Origin of the sequence: Bradyrhizobium sp. IC4059, from assembly GCF_020193615.1 — a bacterium.
GTDB lineage: Bacteria > Pseudomonadota > Alphaproteobacteria > Rhizobiales > Xanthobacteraceae > Bradyrhizobium > Bradyrhizobium yuanmingense.
Map to the genome: position 1 here is coordinate 969,472 of NZ_JADYVH010000001.1, position 16,550 is coordinate 986,021.

Consider the following 16,550-nt stretch of genomic DNA (forward strand, 5'->3'; position numbering starts at 1 on the left):
CCGATTCCCCGGGCCGCCTGACCGGTTCCACGGGAGTGCGCCGCCTGTCGCCGCCCACCAGTTGAGGTCCTCCGGGAACCGCATTGATTGCCCTTGTCCTTCCGCGCAGGCCGGATAGGATCACCACGTTTCTTTCGAATTCATTTTGTCCAAAGGTCCTTCGAGATGAGCTTAGACGCCGCGCGTCTGCGCAAGTGCCGTCGGGACATTTCCTCGCGCCGCCTGTTGGCAGTTGCCATTCTGCTCGGATCGACCGGCTCCGCAGTCGCGCTGACCAAGGATGCGGCGCTCGATAATTGCCGGATGAGGGTCGGCAAGCCGATCGTGCAGGCCTGCATGCGCGCCGGCGGCGGACCTGCCGGAGGCGCAAATCTCGAAGCCTGCCGGGCAAAAGCAACGCCGCAGGTCAGGGCCTGTGTCATGGCGGCGCTCAATGCCGCCAATGGCCGCGCCAATGTCGCCGTCGAGCTTCCCAAGGAAACGGCGCCCAAGCTCGATGCAGGCACGGCACTGCCCAAGGATTTCGTCGCCCCGCCGCGCAGCATCTCCGACATCACGGCGATCCTCGACGGCGACAAGCCCAACGAGAAGATGATCGCGGAATTGAAGTCGGAGGCCGACGCCGTGCCCACGGGCAAGGAGTCCCGCCAGGACCTCGCGCAGCTCTATTTCGATCGCGCCAATGCACGCGCGCAGCTCGGCCGGCTCGCCGAAGCGATGGCTGACGCCGACAAGGCCGTGGAGGTCGGGCGCGGCGCAGTCGGCCCGAATTTGCTGGGGCGCATGTTGCAGCTCCAGTCCCTGCAACACTCGCTCGCGGGCGATCCGAAGCGCGCGCTCGAGATCATGCAAAGACTTTTGCGCGAATCGGCCAGCATGCCCGGCGCCAAGGGATTTCAGTTCGTGACGAACCGTGGGATCGCGGTCGTTCTCATCCAGATGGGCGACCTCGCACAGGCCGAAGCCTATCTCCGCCGCACCCAGACCGCGATCCAGGAGGCCCGCACCAGCGGCCATCCCAATTGGCGTGCGGCCTATGCGAAGTTCGGCCAGAGCTGGGAAGGCGAGCTGGAGCTCACTCGCGCCGCGATCCTCGAGGCACGCGGACAGTTCGCCGATGCCGAGGCCGCCTATCGCACCGCCGAGCTGCGCAAGCGCGCAAGCACGAAGGCCATCATGGCGTCGGACAGTGCGCCGGCCGAGACCCTTCTGCTGCAGGCGATCGATGGCACCGTGTTGAGCCAGGCGCGCATGAAGGCGAAGCAGGGCAAGCTGGCCGAGGCCGAGGTGGATGCGCGCCGCGCGCTGCTGTCGCGCCTGAAGGATACCGGCAAGTACAATCCGGTCACGCCGCGCTTCGTCATGGGGCTGGCGGGCATTTTGGTCGACCAGGGCCGCTACGAAGAGGCCGAGAAGCTCGGCCGTGTCGCCCTCGACATCAACAAGACGGTGGGTGTGCCCGAGGATTCGCAGGCGACGGTGCAGTTGCTGTCGCAGCTTGCGGGCATCCTGACGCTTCGCCGCCAGAACGCCGAAGCGGGCGAAATGTTTGCGAGGATAGAAAAGGCCGTCGCCGGCTGGGACCCGCAGCGCCGCCAGGTGTTCGAGCTCAATCCCTCTCGCATCCTGTCCCTCTATGATTCCGGGCAGCTGGACGCCGGCATTGCCGCCGCGGAGCAGCTCGTGAAGAGGCAGATCGCGCGGGTGGGGGAGAATCATTTCGACGCCGCCTCGGCACGCGGCACGCTGGCGGTCGGATTGATGCGCGCCCGCCGCGATGCCGACGCGATCAGGGAGTTCAAGGCCGCCATTCCGGTGATGATGGCGAGCGCCAACGATAACGCCGACGACGAGAACACGACCGTGGTGGCCGCGCGCAGCCAGCGGCTGCAGACCATCGTCGAGAGCTATCTGCTGCTGCTCGGCAGGGTGGAAGGAGGCGGCACCAATGTCGGCGAAGAGACATTCAGCCTGGCCGATGCCGTCCGCGGCCGCTCGGTGCAGCAGGCGCTGGCTGCCTCGAGTGCGCGTGCGGCGGCAAAGGATCCCGCGCTCGCCGAGCTCGTGCGCAAGGAGCAGGATCTGAGCAAGCAGGTCAACGCCCAGCTCGGTACGCTTAACAACGTGCTCGCGCTTCCCGCAGCGGAACGCGACGAGAAAGGCGTGCAGCAGATACAGGCCTCGATCGCGGCGTTGCGCGGCCAGCGCGACAAGGCGCGCCAGGAGATCAAGCAGAAATTCCCGATCTATGCCGATCTCGTCTCGCCCAGGCCGCCGAGCGTCGCCGAGATCCGCGCGACGCTGACCGACGGCGAGGCCATGCTGTCGTTCTATTTCGGCCAGAACGGCAGCTTCGTCTGGGCCGTGCCGAAGTCGGGGCCGGTGGCATTCGCCGCCGTCCAGGCCAGGATCGGCGACATCGAGAGCAAGATCCGCAAGCTGCGCGAGGCGCTCGAGCCGCAGGCGGCGATGATCTCGGACATTCCACCGTTCGATCTCAAGCTCGGCCATGAGTTGTACGAGCTGCTGCTCAAGCCGGTCGAGAGCGGCTGGAAGCCGGCCAAGAACCTGATCGTTGTCACCAACGGTGCGCTGGGCCTGCTGCCGCTCGCCTTGTTGCCGACGGCACCGGCGGAGGTGGCCGCCGACGAAGACCCGCTCTTCGTCGGTTATCGCAACGTGCCGTGGCTGGCGCGAACCCATGCCGTGTCGACGGTGCCGTCGGCGGCGGCGCTGCGCACGCTGCGGCAGTTGCCGCCCGGCAAGCCCGGCCGCGGCGACCTCGTAGCGTTCGGCGATCCCTATTTCAACAGCGATCAGCACGCCGAGGCGGAAGGCACGGGTGAGAAGATTCAGCTGGCCGATGCCGGCGGCAACATCACGCGCGGCGGGCCGCTGAAGCGGCGCAACAGTCCCAAGCTCGACGGCGTCGATAGCGCCGAACTCGGTCTGTTGCCCCGTTTGCCCGACACCGCGGACGAGTTGAAGTCGATCGCGCTGGCCTTGCAGGCGGATCCCTCGAAGGTGCTGTTCCTCGGCAAGAGCGCGACCGAGAGCGCGGTGAAGACGATGAATCTCTCCGGCTTCAGGATCCTGGCCTTTGCGACCCATGGCCTCGTCCCGGGCGAGCTGAATGGGCTGACGCAGCCGGCGCTCGCTCTGTCGTCGCCGGTGGTGACGGGCGAGGGCGGCGACGGACTGCTGACGATGGAAGAGATTCTCGGTCTCAAGCTCGATGCGGACTGGGTCGTCCTGTCGGCCTGCAATACCGGCGCCGGCGCAGGCGCAGGGGCCGAGGCGGCCTCCGGGCTGGGCCGCGCGTTCTTCTACGCCGGCACGCGCGCCCTGCTGGTGACGAACTGGTCGGTGCACTCCCAGTCGGCGCGGCAATTGGTGACGGACCTGTTCAAGCGACAGGCCGACGATCCCAAGCTGTCGCGCAGCGAAGCGCTGCGCCAGGCGACGATGGCTCTTGTCGATGGTCCCGGCTATCTCAACAGCGAGGGCAAGACCGAGTTTGCCTATGCGCATCCGCTGTTCTGGGCGCCTTACACGATCATCGGCGATGGCGGCTTGCGTTGACGAATGGGAAAGGGGGCAAGGAAAATGAAGCGGAATGCTCTACTGGCTCTGGTGGTTGCAGGTCTGTTGGCCGCGGGATCCTCGCGCGCTGCGCCATTGATCACGGAAGAGGAGGCCAAGCTGCCGCCTCCCAAGGGCGCGGTCGCCGTCGATCAGCGCGGCATCATGCGCGGCCCGAAGATCGAGTTCGTCTCGCCGGGCGCTCCCGCGAATTCTCCTCTGCGGCTGGTGTTGAAATTCCAGTCCTATGGCGGGGCCAAGATCGATCCGGAATCGGTCAAGGTGATCTTCCTCCGAACGCCGAACGTCGACCTGACGCCTCGGGTCAGGCCCTTCGTGCAGCCAGATGGCATCAACATGCAGGATGCGGAGTTGCCGCCGGGCGAGTACACGATGCGTGTCGACATCAAGGACAGCGATGGCCGGCCGGGCACGACCGTCTTCACCCTGAAGGTTGCGCCCAAGTGAGCTCGCAGGTGAACTCGCAAGTGGCGTGCCTCTACTGCCGGTCGGAAAATGCCGAGGGTGCGCTGGTCTGCGCCTCGTGCGGGCGCGACATCGCCGTTCCCGCCACGTTGCTTGCCGAGCGCGACGATCTCTTGCGCAAGCGCGAGGATCTGCGCGATGAACTGAAGCGGGCCAGAGGCGAGATCGAAGCCATTATGAGGCGAGGGAAGTCGCGCTAGCGATGGAATGTCCGTTCTGCGCCGAGACGATCAAGGACGAAGCCATCGCGTGCAAGCATTGTTCGCGCGACTTGCGCGTCGCGCGACCGACGCTCCTCGAGATCGACGAGATCGTTGCCGAGCTGGACAAGCTCAGGCGGGATCTCGATCGTGTCAACGTCCGTCTCGAGCGCTACAACAATCCGCTGCGCTATTACGGAACGCATGCGGTGCTCTATGTGGTCATTCCAGCCCTGCTGCTGGTGATCGCGCACGTGCTCGTGACCATCACCTTCAACGTGTCCCCGATCCCGCTCCGGATTGCATCGATCGCCATACCGCTGCTGTTCGGCTTCGTGGCTTATCCGTTGCACCGGGTATCCGCCCTGACGGCGTTCGTGCTGGCGTTCCTGGCAGCGGCCGTCAGCGTCCTGTCAATGCTGACGGTTACGGGGATCCATGACCATGTTCCGATCCTTCCGACGATCTGGATCGAATGGCGTGAAGTGTTCGAATATGGCGCGAGCATCCTGCTCGCCTTCGTCTCCGGCAACATTCTCAGCGTCGTGATCTTCCAGATCCTGCCGCGTGTGCTGACGCAGGGAGGCAAGCCGAACGCTTTCGCATTCAGGGTGGCGCGGCTGCTCGGGCAGCATGTCGGCGAGGAACAGCTGCGCCGTCGTGCCCGCTTGATACAGGACCTCATGCAGACCGCGGGGCCGCTGGCCGGCGTTGCCGCGACCGGCGTCGGCTCGATCTATGCGGGATTGAAGGGCTTGCTGGGCTAGCTCGACTGCATCTGTCTCACGGCGCGCCTTCAGGCCTAGCGCGCTTCCACCACCTCGCCGTCCTCTTTCACGAACCGGCCAACCGGATTGTCCAGGAGATCGACCACGGCTTCCGACGGCCGGCACAAGCGCGTGCCCTTTGGCGTCACCACGATCGGCCGGTTGATGAGGATAGGGTGGGCGATCATGACATCGAGGAGCTGCTCATCGCTCCATTTGGGGTCGTCCAGGCCGAGCTCCTTGTAAGGCGTTCCCTTCTCGCGCAGCAGCGCGCGGACCGGAATGCCCATGCTCGCGATCAGTTCCTTGAGCTTGTCCCGCGAGGGTGGAGTCTTCAGATATTCGATGACATCAGGCTCGACGCCGCTCTGCCGGATCATCGCCAGCGTGTTGCGCGAGGTGCCACAGGCGGGATTGTGATAGATCGTGACGGTCATCGAACTGTCTCCGTGATTGCGACCGAGGCGGACGCGCGTGAGCGGCCGAGCAACCAGTTCATCAGCAGCATGCCCGCGAAGGCGCCGCAGAGTTCCGCGAGGATGAATCCGGGCAGGTCAGCGGGGCGAATGCCGGCGAACGTGTTCGTCAGCGACCTTGCGATGGCCACCGCAGGGTTGGCAAACGACGTGGAAGCCGTGAACCAATAGGCGGCCGTGATGTAAAGGCCGACCAGCCAGGGGATAGCCGTCCGCTGAAACCGGATGCCGGCCAGGATCGTCGCGACCAGCCCGAACGCAGCGACCGCTTCGGCGAACCATTGCGGCCCTCCGGTTCGGACCTTCGTCGAGAGGTCGAGCAGCGGCAGGCCGAACATCAGATGCGCCGCCAGCGTTCCCGCGATGCCGCCAGCGATCTGCGCGATCACGTAAAGCGCGGCCTCGTTGACCGGCAGCTCGCGCTTGCCGGTGAAGACGAGCGTCACTGCGGGATTGAAATGTGCGCCGGAGATCGGACCGAGCACCGTGATCAGGACAACCAGGATGGCCCCGGTCGGCAAGGTGTTGCAGAGCAGCGCAAGGGCGACGTCCTTGGTCAGCGTTTCCGCCATGATGCCGGAGCCGACCACGGTGGCGACGAGAATACCCGTGCCGAGCGCTTCAGCCGCGAGGCGCCGCGGGAGATCGAAACTGTCCATCAGCCGGCTCGCTCCTTTCGTTTTGGCGAGCAGCACGATTGCAAGGTCTCGACGACGGGCTCGCAAACCTCCGGCCGTCCGCCGCAGCAATCGCGCAGCAGGAAGAGCGCGACGTCGCGGAATTCGCCGAGATTGGCGCGGTAGACGATCGAGCGACTGTGCCGCTCGGAGGACACGAGGCGGGCGCGGCTCAGAATCGACAGATGCGCCGACAGCGTGTTTTGCGGGACTTCCAACAGGCGGGCGAGATCGCCGGCCGCAAGACCGTCAGGCTCGTGCCTGACCAGCGTCCGGAACGCCTCCAGACGGGTCGGTTGAGACAGCGCGGCGAGCGCCAGGACGGCTTGCTCTGTTTCCATATATCCAGATTTATGGAATTATAGGGGTCAAGTCAATCTGGAAACCTCCGGTCCATGGAGTGAGCGGTAATTTCCAATATTCTAGAAATATGGTTTGACGATTGATGCGCACGGGCGCATCATGTCGCGCATGAAGATCGACGACGCAGCAGCACGCCTGGAAGCCCTCGGAAATCGGACCCGCCTGCAGATTTATCGCGCGCTGGTCCGGGCCGGGCACGCGGGCATGCCGGTCGGTCGCCTGCAGGACAAGCTGAAGATTCCGGCCTCGACGTTGTCGCACCACATCAAGACGCTGGTCTCGGTCGGATTGGTCAGTCAGAGCAGGGAATCGACCACCCTGATCTGCCGCGCCAATTTCGACGCCATGCGCGGGCTGGTCGATTTCCTGGCCGCGGAGTGCTGTGCGGAAGAAGCGGGATGCAAGGCTGCGCAGACCGCAGCCTGATTGATTTGGCCAGTTATTCCATAATTCTAGAAAGATGGAGGATTCGGAATGGACAAGACGGTAGCCATCATCGGGGCGGGGCCAGTCGGCCTCGCGGCCGCCGCTCATGTGCGCGAACGCGGCATGTCCCCTGTCGTGCTCGAAGCCGGGCCCGAGGCCGGGCATGCCGTGCGGCAATGGCAGCACGTCCAGCTCTTCTCGCCGTGGGAATACAATGTCGACAAGGCCGCAGCGCGCCTGCTTGCGCCGACGGGATGGAATTCGCCGGACCCAAGCTCCTATCCCACCGGCGGCGAGCTGATCGAGCGCTATCTCGCGCCGCTGGCCACGCGAACGCCGCTGCGCGAGACGATCCGGACCTCGAGCCGCGTCACGGCGATCAGCCGCGCCGGCTTCGACAAGGCGAAGACGAAGGGGCGGGACCAGGCGCCGTTCGAAATCCGCTACCAGAACGGCAAAGGCGACGAAGTGCTGCGCGCCGATGCCGTCATCGACGTCTCCGGCACGTGGTTCTCGCCCAATCCCGCCGGCAGCAACGGTCTGCCGGCGCTCGGCGAACGCGAATGCGCCGGCCGCATCGCCTATGGCATGCCGGCTGTGCGCGGCTCCGCTCGCAGCAGATACGCCGGTAAGACCGTCGCCGTGCTCGGTGCGGGCCATTCCGCGCTGGGCACGCTGATTGATCTCGCGCAGCTCGCCGAGTGGGCGCCCGGCACCAGGCCCGTTTGGCTGTTGCGCGGGGACGATCCGGCAAAGGCCTTTGGCGGCGGCCGCAACGACAAGCTTGCCGCGCGCGGCGAGCTGGGCTCAGCCTTCGCCGCGCTCGTGACTGCCGGAAAGATCGCGGTCGAGACCGGCTTCGCTGTCACTCACATTTCGGAGATCGAAGGCCGCCTCAGGATTTCGGCAGGCGCCGGCTCGGCTGCGCGGAGTGTGATTGCGGATGAGCTGGTGGTGTCGACCGGCTTCCGGCCTGATCTCTCGTTTCTGTCCGAGCTGCGGCTGCGGCTCGATCCGGCGATCGAGGCGCCCCTCGCGCTCGCGCCGCTCATCGACCCCAACGAGCATAGCTGCGGAACGGTGCGGCCTCACGGCGCGCGCGAGCTGGCGCATGATGAGCCGGGCTTTTATCTCGCCGGCATGAAATCCTACGGACGTGCGCCGACCTTCTTGATGATGACGGGATACGAGCAGGTCCGATCGATCGCCGCCGACATCGCCGGCGACAAGAAGGCCGCGGCACGGGTCGAGCTCGTGCTCCCGGAGACCGGCGTCTGCACACGCGCCGGCGTGGAGTCCGCCGCCGCAGCGGGATGTTGCGGCGGCCCGGCCAAGGCCGAACCTTCGGCCTGCTGTGCCGCCGATGAATCCGCCAAGAAGGCAGGCGGTGCGGGGTGCGGCTGCTCATGAGCCGAGGCACTGCGGGCCCGCTCACCGTCGTCATCGCGCTCGGCACCGCGCAGACCATCGCGTGGGCGTCGAGCTACTATCTTCCTGCGATCCTGGCCGCGCCGATCGCGGGCGATCTCGGTCTTGCGCCGACTTACGTGTTCGGCGCGTTGTCGGGAGCGCTCGTCATCTCCGGCCTGCTTGGTCCGAGGGTTGGGCATGCCATCGATACGTTCGGTGGGCGCAGCATGCTTGCCGTCTCGAACCTCGTTTTCGCGGCTGGCTTGCTGCTGCTTTCCGCGGCCTATGGCGTAGCGGTGCTGATCGCAGCCTGGATCCTGCTCGGCATCGGCATGGGCATGGGCCTCTATGAAGCCGCGTTCGCGACGCTTGCGCGCATTTACGGCGCCAATGCGCGACGAACGATCACCGGCATCACCCTGATCGCCGGTTTCGCCAGCACACTCGGCTGGCCTCTCACGACATGGCTCGCCACGGAGTACGGCTGGCGCGCGGCCTGCCAGCTTTGGGCGGTGATCCACATCAGCCTTGCCTTGCCGCTCAACCTTGCGCTGCCCCGTGCCGCTCCGTTGCATCAGGAGGCTGGACCGAGCACGGGCGCAAGCCAGCAATCCGGCGGTCAGAGCGAAACCTTCGCAATGATATTGCTGGCGTACATGTTTGCGGCCGCAAGTTTTGTCAGCTCCGGAGTCTCGGCCATCCTGCCAACCATGCTGGTTGCGTTCGGCGCCACGCCGGCACAGGCGTTGCTGGCGGGAGCACTGGTCGGACCGGCGCAGGTCGGCGCCCGCCTTCTGGAAGCAGGATGGCTTGGCCGGTTTCATCCGCTGCTGTCGGCGCGGCTCGCCATGCTCATGAATCCGATCGGGGTGCTTGCGCTGGTTGCAGGCGGCCCTTTGCTCGCACCGCTCTTCACGGTGCTGTATGGCGCGGGCAACGGCATCATCACCATTGCCCGTGGTACGCTGCCGTTGGCGCTGTTTGGGCCGGTCGGGTTCGGCAGACGGGTCGGGATGATTTCGCTGCCTTCGAGGGCAACGGGCGCCTTCGCGCCGCTTGCGCTGGGACTGATGGTGGAGCATCTCGGCAGCAGCGCGCTCTGGATCGGCGCGCTGGCCTCGGTCTCTGCGTTCTTCGCGCTTCTGCTGCTTCGTGGGGACCAGGCGGCATGAGTCGCTGTCTGATGGGAGGAGAACATTCGTAGCTTGCGCGGCTGGCCGCTGATTGCGGTGATGTGTATCGGCCAGCTCGGCAATCTGCTGCCGCACGTGACCTTGTCCGCGAATTTGGCCCAGCATCTGATGCCGGTGTGGGGATTGTCCGCCGCCGAGGGCGGGATGATGGCGAGCGGCTACGCGTTTGGCTACATGCTGGCGGTGCCCGTGCTGACGACACTGACCGATCGCATCGACGCACGGCTCGTGCTCCTCGGCGGCTCTGTCGTCAGCGGACTTGCGACCGTCGCCTTTGGCATCTTCGCGCAAGGCTTCTGGTCGGGGACCATCATCTGGTCGCTGGCCGGCCTTGGTTTTGCCGGTGCCTACATGCCGGGGCTCAAGGCACTGACCGACCGGTTGCCCGCCGGCGACACCTCGCGGGCGGTCACGCTCTACACGTCGAGCTTCTCGGTGGGCGTCGGCCTGTCGTTCCTGATCGCCCAAGTCCTCGCCGACGGCTGGGGATGGCGGACCGCGTTCTACGTGACCGGCATCGGTCCCATCGCGATGGTGGTCGCGTGTCTCTTGATCGAGAGCCGCAGTCCCGCTCCAAGATCAGGACGCCTTTTGAACTTTGCGCCCGTCTTCGCCAACCGGGAGGCGCTCGGTTACATCATCGGCTACGGCGCGCACTGCTTCGAGCTCTACGGCATTCGCACCTGGCTGGTCGGGTTCTGGACCTACGTCGTCGCGCATCAGGGTGCGCCCTCATGGCTGAGCCCGGTCCTGATGAGCTTCTGCTTTGCAGTGATCTCCATGCCGGCCAGCATCCTCGGCAACGAGGCCGCACTGAAATTCGGGCGACATCGGGCGATCACAGTGGTGATGATCGCCTCGGCTTGCGTTGCCCTCGTCATCGGCCTGAATGCGACGGCTCCGGCATGGGTGCTGGCGCTGCTGCTGATGATCTATGGCCTGACGGTGCCGGCGGATTCCGGTGCGTTGACGGCCGGCATGTCGGCTGCGGCTGTCTCCGAGCATCGCGGGGCGACTCTGGCCCTGCATTCGACCGCCGGGTTCGGCCTATCGGCGATCGGAGCCTGGGGAACCGGGGTTGCCCTCGATGCCGCTGGCGGCCCCCAGAGTGCAGAGGGCTGGCTGCTGGCCTTCATCGTGCTCGCGGCCGGGATCGCGCTCGGCCCGCTCGCGCTGCTATGGTCGCGGACGGCGCGGTCCGACGAGCTGGTATCGAAGTCGCGATAGGCGAGGCAGGATGCGGGCGGTCGGCCTGACAGGCCTCGGAGCCTCGGTCACGAATGCTTGACTTTGATCAAAGAATGCATTCGGCCGCAGACTATGGTACTGAGGCTGCGTTGCGGTTCCAAAAGGTTAAAAGCACGTTTCATGCGGATCGTTCGGACCATCCTGGCATTCGCCATCGCCATCTCCCTGGCGATGCTGCCGGCTGGCGCGTCCGCTTCCGGCGTCGCGATGTCGTCGGGTGACATGAAGGCGGCCATGCAGGTCGGCGGCGACGACGATATGTCGGTGCACGATTGTTGTCCCGACATGAAGGGAACGGGCTCCGACACCGGCTACCAATGCGGGATGGGCTTCTGCTGTGTCGGCGGCACCGTCGCACTGGCAGACATTCGTCCCCTGGCGTTCGAATTCCTTGCCGTCGCGGCAGCGGAAACCGCTATTCCTGCCGATCAGGTCGTCGACTCGCGCGGCGGCAGTCCTCCCTTCCGGCCTCCTCGAATCTGATCTCTCAAGACGCGCGCGGGCACGCCCCGCGCGGCGATGACTGATGTGCGCATTCATGCGTCGCGGTCGAGATCAATTCATGAGGACAGGACAATGCTTTCCAAGTTCAGCACCGCGGCTGTTGCCGCCACCCTTTCGCTCGCCGCTTCAGTCGCCTTGGCGGGTGCCGGCGATTACGCTTTCGAGCCGGTCAATCCCGAGATGAAGAAGGGCGACGACGTCACGCTCGCCGTTCGCCTGACCAACAAGCAGACCGGCAAGCCGGTGCCCGACGCCGTCATCTTCAAGACGCGCGTCGACATGGCTCCGGACGGCATGGCCGAGATGGAATCGGCGGTCGCGCCACTGCCCTCCAAGGAGCCGGGCGTCTACGCCTTCAGGACGGACCTGCCGATGGCCGGCCGCTATCAGGTCACGCTCTCGGCGAAGGTGCAGGGCGAGCCTGAGACGGTCACCGGCAAGGTCATCGTCAAGGCGACCAAGTGAGCTTTCTGGCGCCGTCGGACGGCGCCCGAACTTCTCTTTCCCATTCACATGGACGCGCGCTCCGAGCGCGCGAAACAACCATGAAGACGTTGCGTCTCTTGACGACTCTCGCGCTCGGCAGTGGTCTCGCCCTTGGCGCGTACTGGTTCTCGAACGAGGGGCGCTGGTCGGTCCATGCCGAGGTGACCCCGGCTGCGGCGCCAGCGGACCGGACTCCGCTCTACTATCGCGATCCGAGCGGCGCGCCGCTTTGGTCCGCCGGGCCAAAGAAGGACGACCGCGGGCGGGACTATCTGCCGGTCTACGATGACGACAAGGCCGCCCAGGCAGAGCCGAAGCCACCGCAGGCGGCTTCATCGCGAAAAATCCTCTACTACCGCAATCCGATGGGGTTGCCCGACACCTCGCCGGTGCCGAAGAAGGACCCGATGGGGATGAACTATATCCCCGTCTACGAAGGCGACGACGCCGATGACGGCACGGTGAAACTGTCGCCCGGCAAGATCCAGCGCAGCGGCGTGAAGTCCGAGCCGGTGGCGCGGCGATCGGTCCAGGTCCTGGTCAAGGCGCCCGGTACGATCCAATTGGACGAGCGCCGCGTCTCGGTGATCGCGATGCGGGCCGAGAGCTTCGTGCAGAAGATCGCGGACGTCACCACCGGCTCCCGCGTCAAGGCGGGCCAGCCGCTGATGGAGATCTACAGCTCGGCGGTCGCCTCCGCGGCGGCCGACTATCTTGCGACCATCACCTCCAAGACCGTCGGCGGGGTCGAGATCTACGGCCGCGGCTCGCGGCAACGGCTGATCAATCTCGACGTCCCCGAGCGGGTGATCGCCGAGATGGAGAGAACGCGTGTCGCGCCCGTCACCATCCATTGGTCGGCGCCGCGCGACGGGATCGTGCTCGAGCGCAACGCGATCGAAGGCATGCGCGCCAATCCCGGCGACGTGCTGTTCCGCATCGCCGACACCTCGCTGGTCTGGGCGCTGGTCGACGTCGCCGAGCGCGATCTCGGCAACATCGCGGTCGGGCAGTCTGTCGCGGTGCGCGCGCGCAGCTTCCTCGGCCGAAGCTTCACCGGCAAGATCGCGGTGATCTATCCGCAGGTGAACCGCGAAACCCGGACGGTTCGCGTCCGCATCGAGCTCGCCAATCCCGAAGCGTTGCTGCTGCCGGACATGTATGTCGATGCCGACGTCGACACGGCCGATAGCGCGCTTGTCCTGACGATCCAGGACAGCGCGGTGCTCGACACCGGCACGCGGCAGGCCGTCCTCGTCGACAAGGGGGACGGGCGCTTCGAGCCGCGGGAAGTGAAGCTCGGCCGGCGCGGCGGCGGCTTTATCGAGGTGCGCGACGGCCTTGCCGAAGGCGAAGCGGTGGTCACATCAGCCAACTTCCTGATCGATGCGGAAAGCAATTTGAAGGCCGCGCTCAAAGGCTTTGCCGAGGCTGCGCCTCAAGCCTCCGACGCCGGCCATGCGACGGGAGAGCACAAATGATCGCCCGCATCATCGCCTGGTCGGCGCGCAACCTGCTGCTGGTGCTGTTCGGCACCGGCTTTGCGGCGGCCGCCGGCTTCTACGCGCTGCTGCATCTGCCGCTGGATGCGATCCCCGACCTCTCGGACACCCAGGTCATCGTCTACACCGAATATCCTGGCCAGGCGCCGCAGGTGATCGAGGACCAGGTCACCTATCCCTTGACGACGGCGATGCTGACCGTGCCGAAATCGAAGGTGGTGCGCGGCTTCTCCTTCTTCGGCGTGTCGTTCGTCTACGTGATCTTCGAGGACGGCACCGACATCTATTGGGCGCGCTCGCGCGTGATGGAGTTCCTGAACGGCGCCACGTCGCGGCTTCCCGTCGGCGTCACCCCGACCATCGGGCCCGATGCGACCGGCGTCGGCTGGGTCTATCAATACGCCGTGATGTCGAAAGAATTGAACCTCGCCGACACGCGCACGATCCAGGACTGGAATCTGAAATTCGCGCTCGCCAAGGCCGAAGGCGTGGCCGAGGTCGCCAGCATCGGCGGCTTCGTCAAGCAGTACAACGTGGTGCTCGACCCGCAGCGCATGCGCGACCGCGGCATCAGCATGCAGAAGATCCGGGAGGCGATCCGTGCCAGCAATGCCGACGTCGGCGGCCGCACGGTCGAGCTGTCGGAGTTCGAATACGTCATTCGCGGCAAGGGCTACATCAAGAGCATCAACGATCTCGGCAACATCGTCCTGAAGACCAGCAACGGCACGCCGGTGCTGCTGCGGGACGTCGCCAATGTCGAGCTCGGACCCGACGAGCGGCGCGGCATTGCGGAGCTGAACGGCGAGGGCGAGGTCGCAAGCGGCATCGTGGTGCAGCGCTTCGGCGTCAACGCGCTCGACGTCATCGAAAACGTCAGGAAGCGTTTCAAGGAGATTGCGAGCAGCCTGCCGAAATCGGTCGAGATCGTCCCGGTCTACGACCGCTCGGGCCTGATCTATTCGGCGATCGACACGCTCAAGCACACGCTGTTCGAGGAGAGTATCGTCGTCGCGCTCGTCTGCATCGTGTTCCTGCTCCATGTCCGCAGCGCGCTGGTCGCGATCTTGATGCTGCCGGTCGGCGTGCTGATGGCGTTCGGCGCCATGAAGCTGCTGGGCCTGGGATCCAACATCATGAGCCTCGGCGGTATCGCGATCGCGATCGGCGCCATGGTGGATGCCGCGATCGTCATGATCGAGAACGCGCACAAGCATCTCGAGCGCGCCGAGCCCGGTCAGTCGCGTGTCCAGATCCTGATCGACGCGGCATCCGAGGTCGGCCCGGCACTGTTCTTCAGCCTGCTCATCATCACTGTCTCGTTCATGCCGATCTTCACGCTGGAATCGCAGGAGGGGCGGCTGTTCAGCCCGCTGGCGTTCACGAAGACCTTCGCGATGGCGGCCGCGGCCCTGTTGTCCGTCACGCTGGTGCCGGCGCTGATGGTGATCTTCGTCCGCGGCAGGATCGTGCCGGAGAGGAAAAACGTCATCAACCGCTTCCTGATCTGGATCTACCGCCCGGTCATCAAGGGCGTGCTGCGCGCCAAGACGCCGGTGATCCTGGCTTCGCTGGTCGTGCTCGCTCTTACGATCTGGCCGGCGCGGCAGCTCGGCACCGAGTTCATGCCGACGCTGAACGAGGGCACGCTGCTCTACATGCCGACGACGCTGCCCGGTATCTCCGTGACCAAGGCGGCCGAGCTGATGCAGACGCAGGACCGCATCATCAAGTCGTTCCCGGAGGTTGAATCGGTCTACGGCAAGGCGGGGCGGGCGGCGACCGCGACCGATCCGGCGCCGACCGAGATGTTCGAGACGGTGGTCAGTCTGAAGCCGAAGGAGCTTTGGCGGGAAGGCGTCACCATCGACAGCCTGATCGCGGAAATGGACAAGGCGCTGCAGTTTCCGGGCGTCTCCAACGCCTGGACCATGCCGATCAAGGCGCGCATTGACATGCTGTCCACCGGCATCCGCACCCCCGTTGGCGTCAAGGTGATGGGCACCGACCTCGTCGAGATCGACCGGCTGGCGAAGCAGGTCGAACGGGTGATCAAGACGGTGCCGGGCACCTCCTCGGCCTATGCCGAGCGCGGCATCGGCGGCTACTATCTCGAGATCGTCCCGGATCGCGAGGCGCTCGCCCGCTATGGCATCCTGATCCAGGATGTTCAGGACACCATCGCGGCGGCGCTCGGCGGCCAGACCGTCACGACGACGGTGGAGGGGCGGCAGCGGTTCACGGTGAACATGCGCTATCCGCGCGACCTGCGCGACAATCCCAAGGCGATCGCCAGCGACATCCTGGTGCCGATGCCCGCAGGCGGCGCGGTGCCGCTCGGCGAGGTCGCCAAGGTCGAGCCGGCGCGGGGGCCGACCTCGATCCGGACCGAGAACGGCCAGCTCGCGACCTACGTCTACGTCGACATCCGCGATCGCGACATCGGCAGCTACGTCGCCGATGCGCAACGCGCCGTGACTGACAGCATCCAGTTCCCATCCGGATATTACGTGGTCTGGAGCGGTCAGTACGAATATCTCCAGCGCGCCGCGGCGCGCCTGAAGATCGTGGTGCCGGTGACGCTGACGATCATCTTCCTGCTGCTGTACCTGAATTTCAGGGCCATGACCGAAACCTTGATCGTGATGCTGTCGCTGCCCTTCGCGCTGGTCGGCGGCATCTGGATGATGTGGTGGCTCGGCTTCAACATGTCGGTTGCCGTCGCCGTCGGCTTCATCGCGCTCGCCGGCGTCGCCGCCGAGACCGGCGTCGTGATGCTGATCTATCTCGAGCATGCCCTGGCCGAGATCAAGGCGACGTGCAGCGCCGAGTGCAGGGGCCTCACCCGGCAGGATCTCCACGAGGCGATCATGGTGGGCGCGGTCGAGCGCGTCCGTCCCAAGATGATGACGGTCGTCGCCATCATGGCGGGCCTGCTGCCGATCATGTGGAGCACCGGAACCGGGTCGGAGATCATGCAACGAATCGCGGTGCCGATGATTGGCGGCATGATATCGTCGACGCTGCTGACGCTGATCGTGATCCCGGCGATCTTCGGGTTGGTGAAGGGTGTCCGCCTGCCGCCCACGCGCGAGGACAGAGAACAACCGGCTGAGATGCCCAAGCCGATCGGCGCCAGATTGCGCGTCGTGGAGCCGGCCGGATGAGGCGAGCCGTGACGCACGATCATATGTCAGGGCGACGGAGTGACAGAAGAGGAAGCCGAAGAT

At 65.6% G+C, this 16,550-nt stretch carries 15 protein-coding genes; 12 read left to right on the plus strand and 3 right to left on the minus strand.

Annotated elements, in window-relative coordinates; genetic code table 11:
* Window positions 1–225: 225 nt before the first annotated feature.
* Genes I6F12_RS04480 through I6F12_RS04495 form a run of 4 tightly spaced genes read left to right on the plus strand, consistent with a single transcriptional unit; the run spans window position 226 to window position 5,035 of the window.
* A complete protein-coding gene (locus I6F12_RS04480) occupies window positions 226–3,582 on the plus strand; it encodes a CHAT domain-containing protein (protein WP_225155588.1) in 3,357 nt (1,118 codons plus the stop codon).
* Between the two features lie 24 nt (window positions 3,583–3,606).
* Window positions 3,607–4,050 carry a hypothetical protein gene (locus tag I6F12_RS04485; protein WP_057027189.1) on the plus strand — a complete coding sequence of 148 codons (444 nt, stop codon included), beginning with the start codon at window positions 3,607–3,609 and terminating at the stop codon, window positions 4,048–4,050.
* 8 nt (window positions 4,051–4,058) lie between these two features.
* Complete coding sequence (locus I6F12_RS04490; protein ID WP_036005954.1) at window positions 4,059–4,268, plus strand: hypothetical protein; 210 nt, start codon at window positions 4,059–4,061, stop codon at window positions 4,266–4,268.
* Between the two features lie 2 nt (window positions 4,269–4,270).
* The gene (locus tag I6F12_RS04495; RefSeq protein ID WP_225155589.1) at window positions 4,271–5,035 is read left to right on the plus strand and encodes a hypothetical protein; all 765 of its coding nucleotides are present in this window, start codon (window positions 4,271–4,273) and stop codon (window positions 5,033–5,035) included.
* A 35-nt stretch (window positions 5,036–5,070) separates the two neighbouring features.
* Here the strand turns inward: I6F12_RS04495 and arsC are convergent, their stop codons facing one another.
* The 3 genes from arsC to I6F12_RS04510 are packed head-to-tail and all read right to left on the minus strand — an operon-like array spanning window position 5,071 to window position 6,529.
* Complete coding sequence (gene arsC / locus I6F12_RS04500; protein WP_036005892.1) at window positions 5,071–5,472, minus strand: arsenate reductase (glutaredoxin); 402 nt, start codon at window positions 5,470–5,472, stop codon at window positions 5,071–5,073.
* Window positions 5,469–6,170, minus strand: coding sequence for an MIP/aquaporin family protein (locus I6F12_RS04505; RefSeq protein ID WP_036005890.1), 702 nt, complete (start codon window positions 6,168–6,170; stop codon window positions 5,469–5,471). Before I6F12_RS04505 ends, arsC begins: the two co-directional genes overlap by 4 nt.
* Window positions 6,170–6,529 carry a metalloregulator ArsR/SmtB family transcription factor gene (locus tag I6F12_RS04510; protein ID WP_036005887.1) on the minus strand — a complete coding sequence of 120 codons (360 nt, stop codon included), beginning with the start codon at window positions 6,527–6,529 and terminating at the stop codon, window positions 6,170–6,172. Before I6F12_RS04510 ends, I6F12_RS04505 begins: the two co-directional genes overlap by 1 nt.
* 130 nt (window positions 6,530–6,659) lie before the next feature.
* Here I6F12_RS04510 and I6F12_RS04515 point away from each other — a divergent pair, with 130 nt between their 5' ends.
* From I6F12_RS04515 to I6F12_RS04550, 8 genes are all read left to right on the plus strand, one after another.
* Complete coding sequence (locus I6F12_RS04515; RefSeq protein ID WP_225155746.1) at window positions 6,660–6,977, plus strand: metalloregulator ArsR/SmtB family transcription factor; 318 nt, start codon at window positions 6,660–6,662, stop codon at window positions 6,975–6,977.
* Between the two features lie 48 nt (window positions 6,978–7,025).
* Window positions 7,026–8,387 (plus strand): NAD(P)-binding domain-containing protein, encoded by a 1,362-nt coding sequence (locus I6F12_RS04520; RefSeq protein ID WP_225155590.1) that lies wholly within the window; start codon window positions 7,026–7,028, stop codon window positions 8,385–8,387.
* Window positions 8,384–9,559: an MFS transporter gene (locus I6F12_RS04525; protein WP_225155591.1), complete on the plus strand. Its 1,176-nt coding sequence runs from the start codon at window positions 8,384–8,386 to the stop codon at window positions 9,557–9,559. Before I6F12_RS04520 ends, I6F12_RS04525 begins: the two co-directional genes overlap by 4 nt.
* 60 nt (window positions 9,560–9,619) lie before the next feature.
* Window positions 9,620–10,807, plus strand: a complete 1,188-nt coding sequence (locus I6F12_RS04530; protein WP_225155747.1) for an MFS transporter — start codon at window positions 9,620–9,622, stop codon at window positions 10,805–10,807.
* A gap of 141 nt (window positions 10,808–10,948) precedes the next feature.
* On the plus strand, window positions 10,949–11,311 hold the full coding sequence (locus I6F12_RS04535; protein ID WP_036005883.1) for a hypothetical protein: 363 nt from the start codon (window positions 10,949–10,951) through the stop codon (window positions 11,309–11,311).
* Between the two features lie 93 nt (window positions 11,312–11,404).
* A complete protein-coding gene (locus I6F12_RS04540) occupies window positions 11,405–11,797 on the plus strand; it encodes a FixH family protein (protein ID WP_036023200.1) in 393 nt (130 codons plus the stop codon).
* Window positions 11,798–11,877: 80 nt separating this feature from the next.
* Window positions 11,878–13,299 (plus strand): efflux RND transporter periplasmic adaptor subunit, encoded by a 1,422-nt coding sequence (locus I6F12_RS04545; protein WP_225155592.1) that lies wholly within the window; start codon window positions 11,878–11,880, stop codon window positions 13,297–13,299.
* Window positions 13,296–16,487: an efflux RND transporter permease subunit gene (locus I6F12_RS04550; RefSeq protein WP_225155593.1), complete on the plus strand. Its 3,192-nt coding sequence runs from the start codon at window positions 13,296–13,298 to the stop codon at window positions 16,485–16,487. The genes I6F12_RS04545 and I6F12_RS04550 overlap by 4 nt, the downstream gene beginning before the upstream one ends.
* The last annotated feature ends 63 nt before the right edge of the window (window positions 16,488–16,550 follow it).

Excerpts from the sequence above, each read along its gene's own strand:
- I6F12_RS04485 (WP_057027189.1), top strand. The coding sequence starts at position 3,607 with ATGAAGCGGAATGCTCTACTGGCTCTGGTGGTTGCAGGTCTGTTGGCC.
- I6F12_RS04495 (WP_225155589.1), top strand. The coding sequence starts at position 4,271 with ATGGAATGTCCGTTCTGCGCCGAGACGATCAAGGACGAAGCCATCGCG.
- arsC (WP_036005892.1), bottom strand. The coding sequence starts at position 5,472 with ATGACCGTCACGATCTATCACAATCCCGCCTGTGGCACCTCGCGCAAC.
- I6F12_RS04505 (WP_036005890.1), bottom strand. The coding sequence starts at position 6,170 with ATGGACAGTTTCGATCTCCCGCGGCGCCTCGCGGCTGAAGCGCTCGGC.
- I6F12_RS04510 (WP_036005887.1), bottom strand. The coding sequence starts at position 6,529 with ATGGAAACAGAGCAAGCCGTCCTGGCGCTCGCCGCGCTGTCTCAACCG.
- I6F12_RS04515 (WP_225155746.1), top strand. The coding sequence starts at position 6,660 with ATGAAGATCGACGACGCAGCAGCACGCCTGGAAGCCCTCGGAAATCGG.
- I6F12_RS04520 (WP_225155590.1), top strand. The coding sequence starts at position 7,026 with ATGGACAAGACGGTAGCCATCATCGGGGCGGGGCCAGTCGGCCTCGCG.
- I6F12_RS04525 (WP_225155591.1), top strand. The coding sequence starts at position 8,384 with ATGAGCCGAGGCACTGCGGGCCCGCTCACCGTCGTCATCGCGCTCGGC.
- I6F12_RS04530 (WP_225155747.1), top strand. The coding sequence starts at position 9,620 with ATGTGTATCGGCCAGCTCGGCAATCTGCTGCCGCACGTGACCTTGTCC.
- I6F12_RS04535 (WP_036005883.1), top strand. The coding sequence starts at position 10,949 with ATGCGGATCGTTCGGACCATCCTGGCATTCGCCATCGCCATCTCCCTG.
- I6F12_RS04540 (WP_036023200.1), top strand. The coding sequence starts at position 11,405 with ATGCTTTCCAAGTTCAGCACCGCGGCTGTTGCCGCCACCCTTTCGCTC.
- I6F12_RS04545 (WP_225155592.1), top strand. The coding sequence starts at position 11,878 with ATGAAGACGTTGCGTCTCTTGACGACTCTCGCGCTCGGCAGTGGTCTC.
- I6F12_RS04550 (WP_225155593.1), top strand. The coding sequence starts at position 13,296 with ATGATCGCCCGCATCATCGCCTGGTCGGCGCGCAACCTGCTGCTGGTG.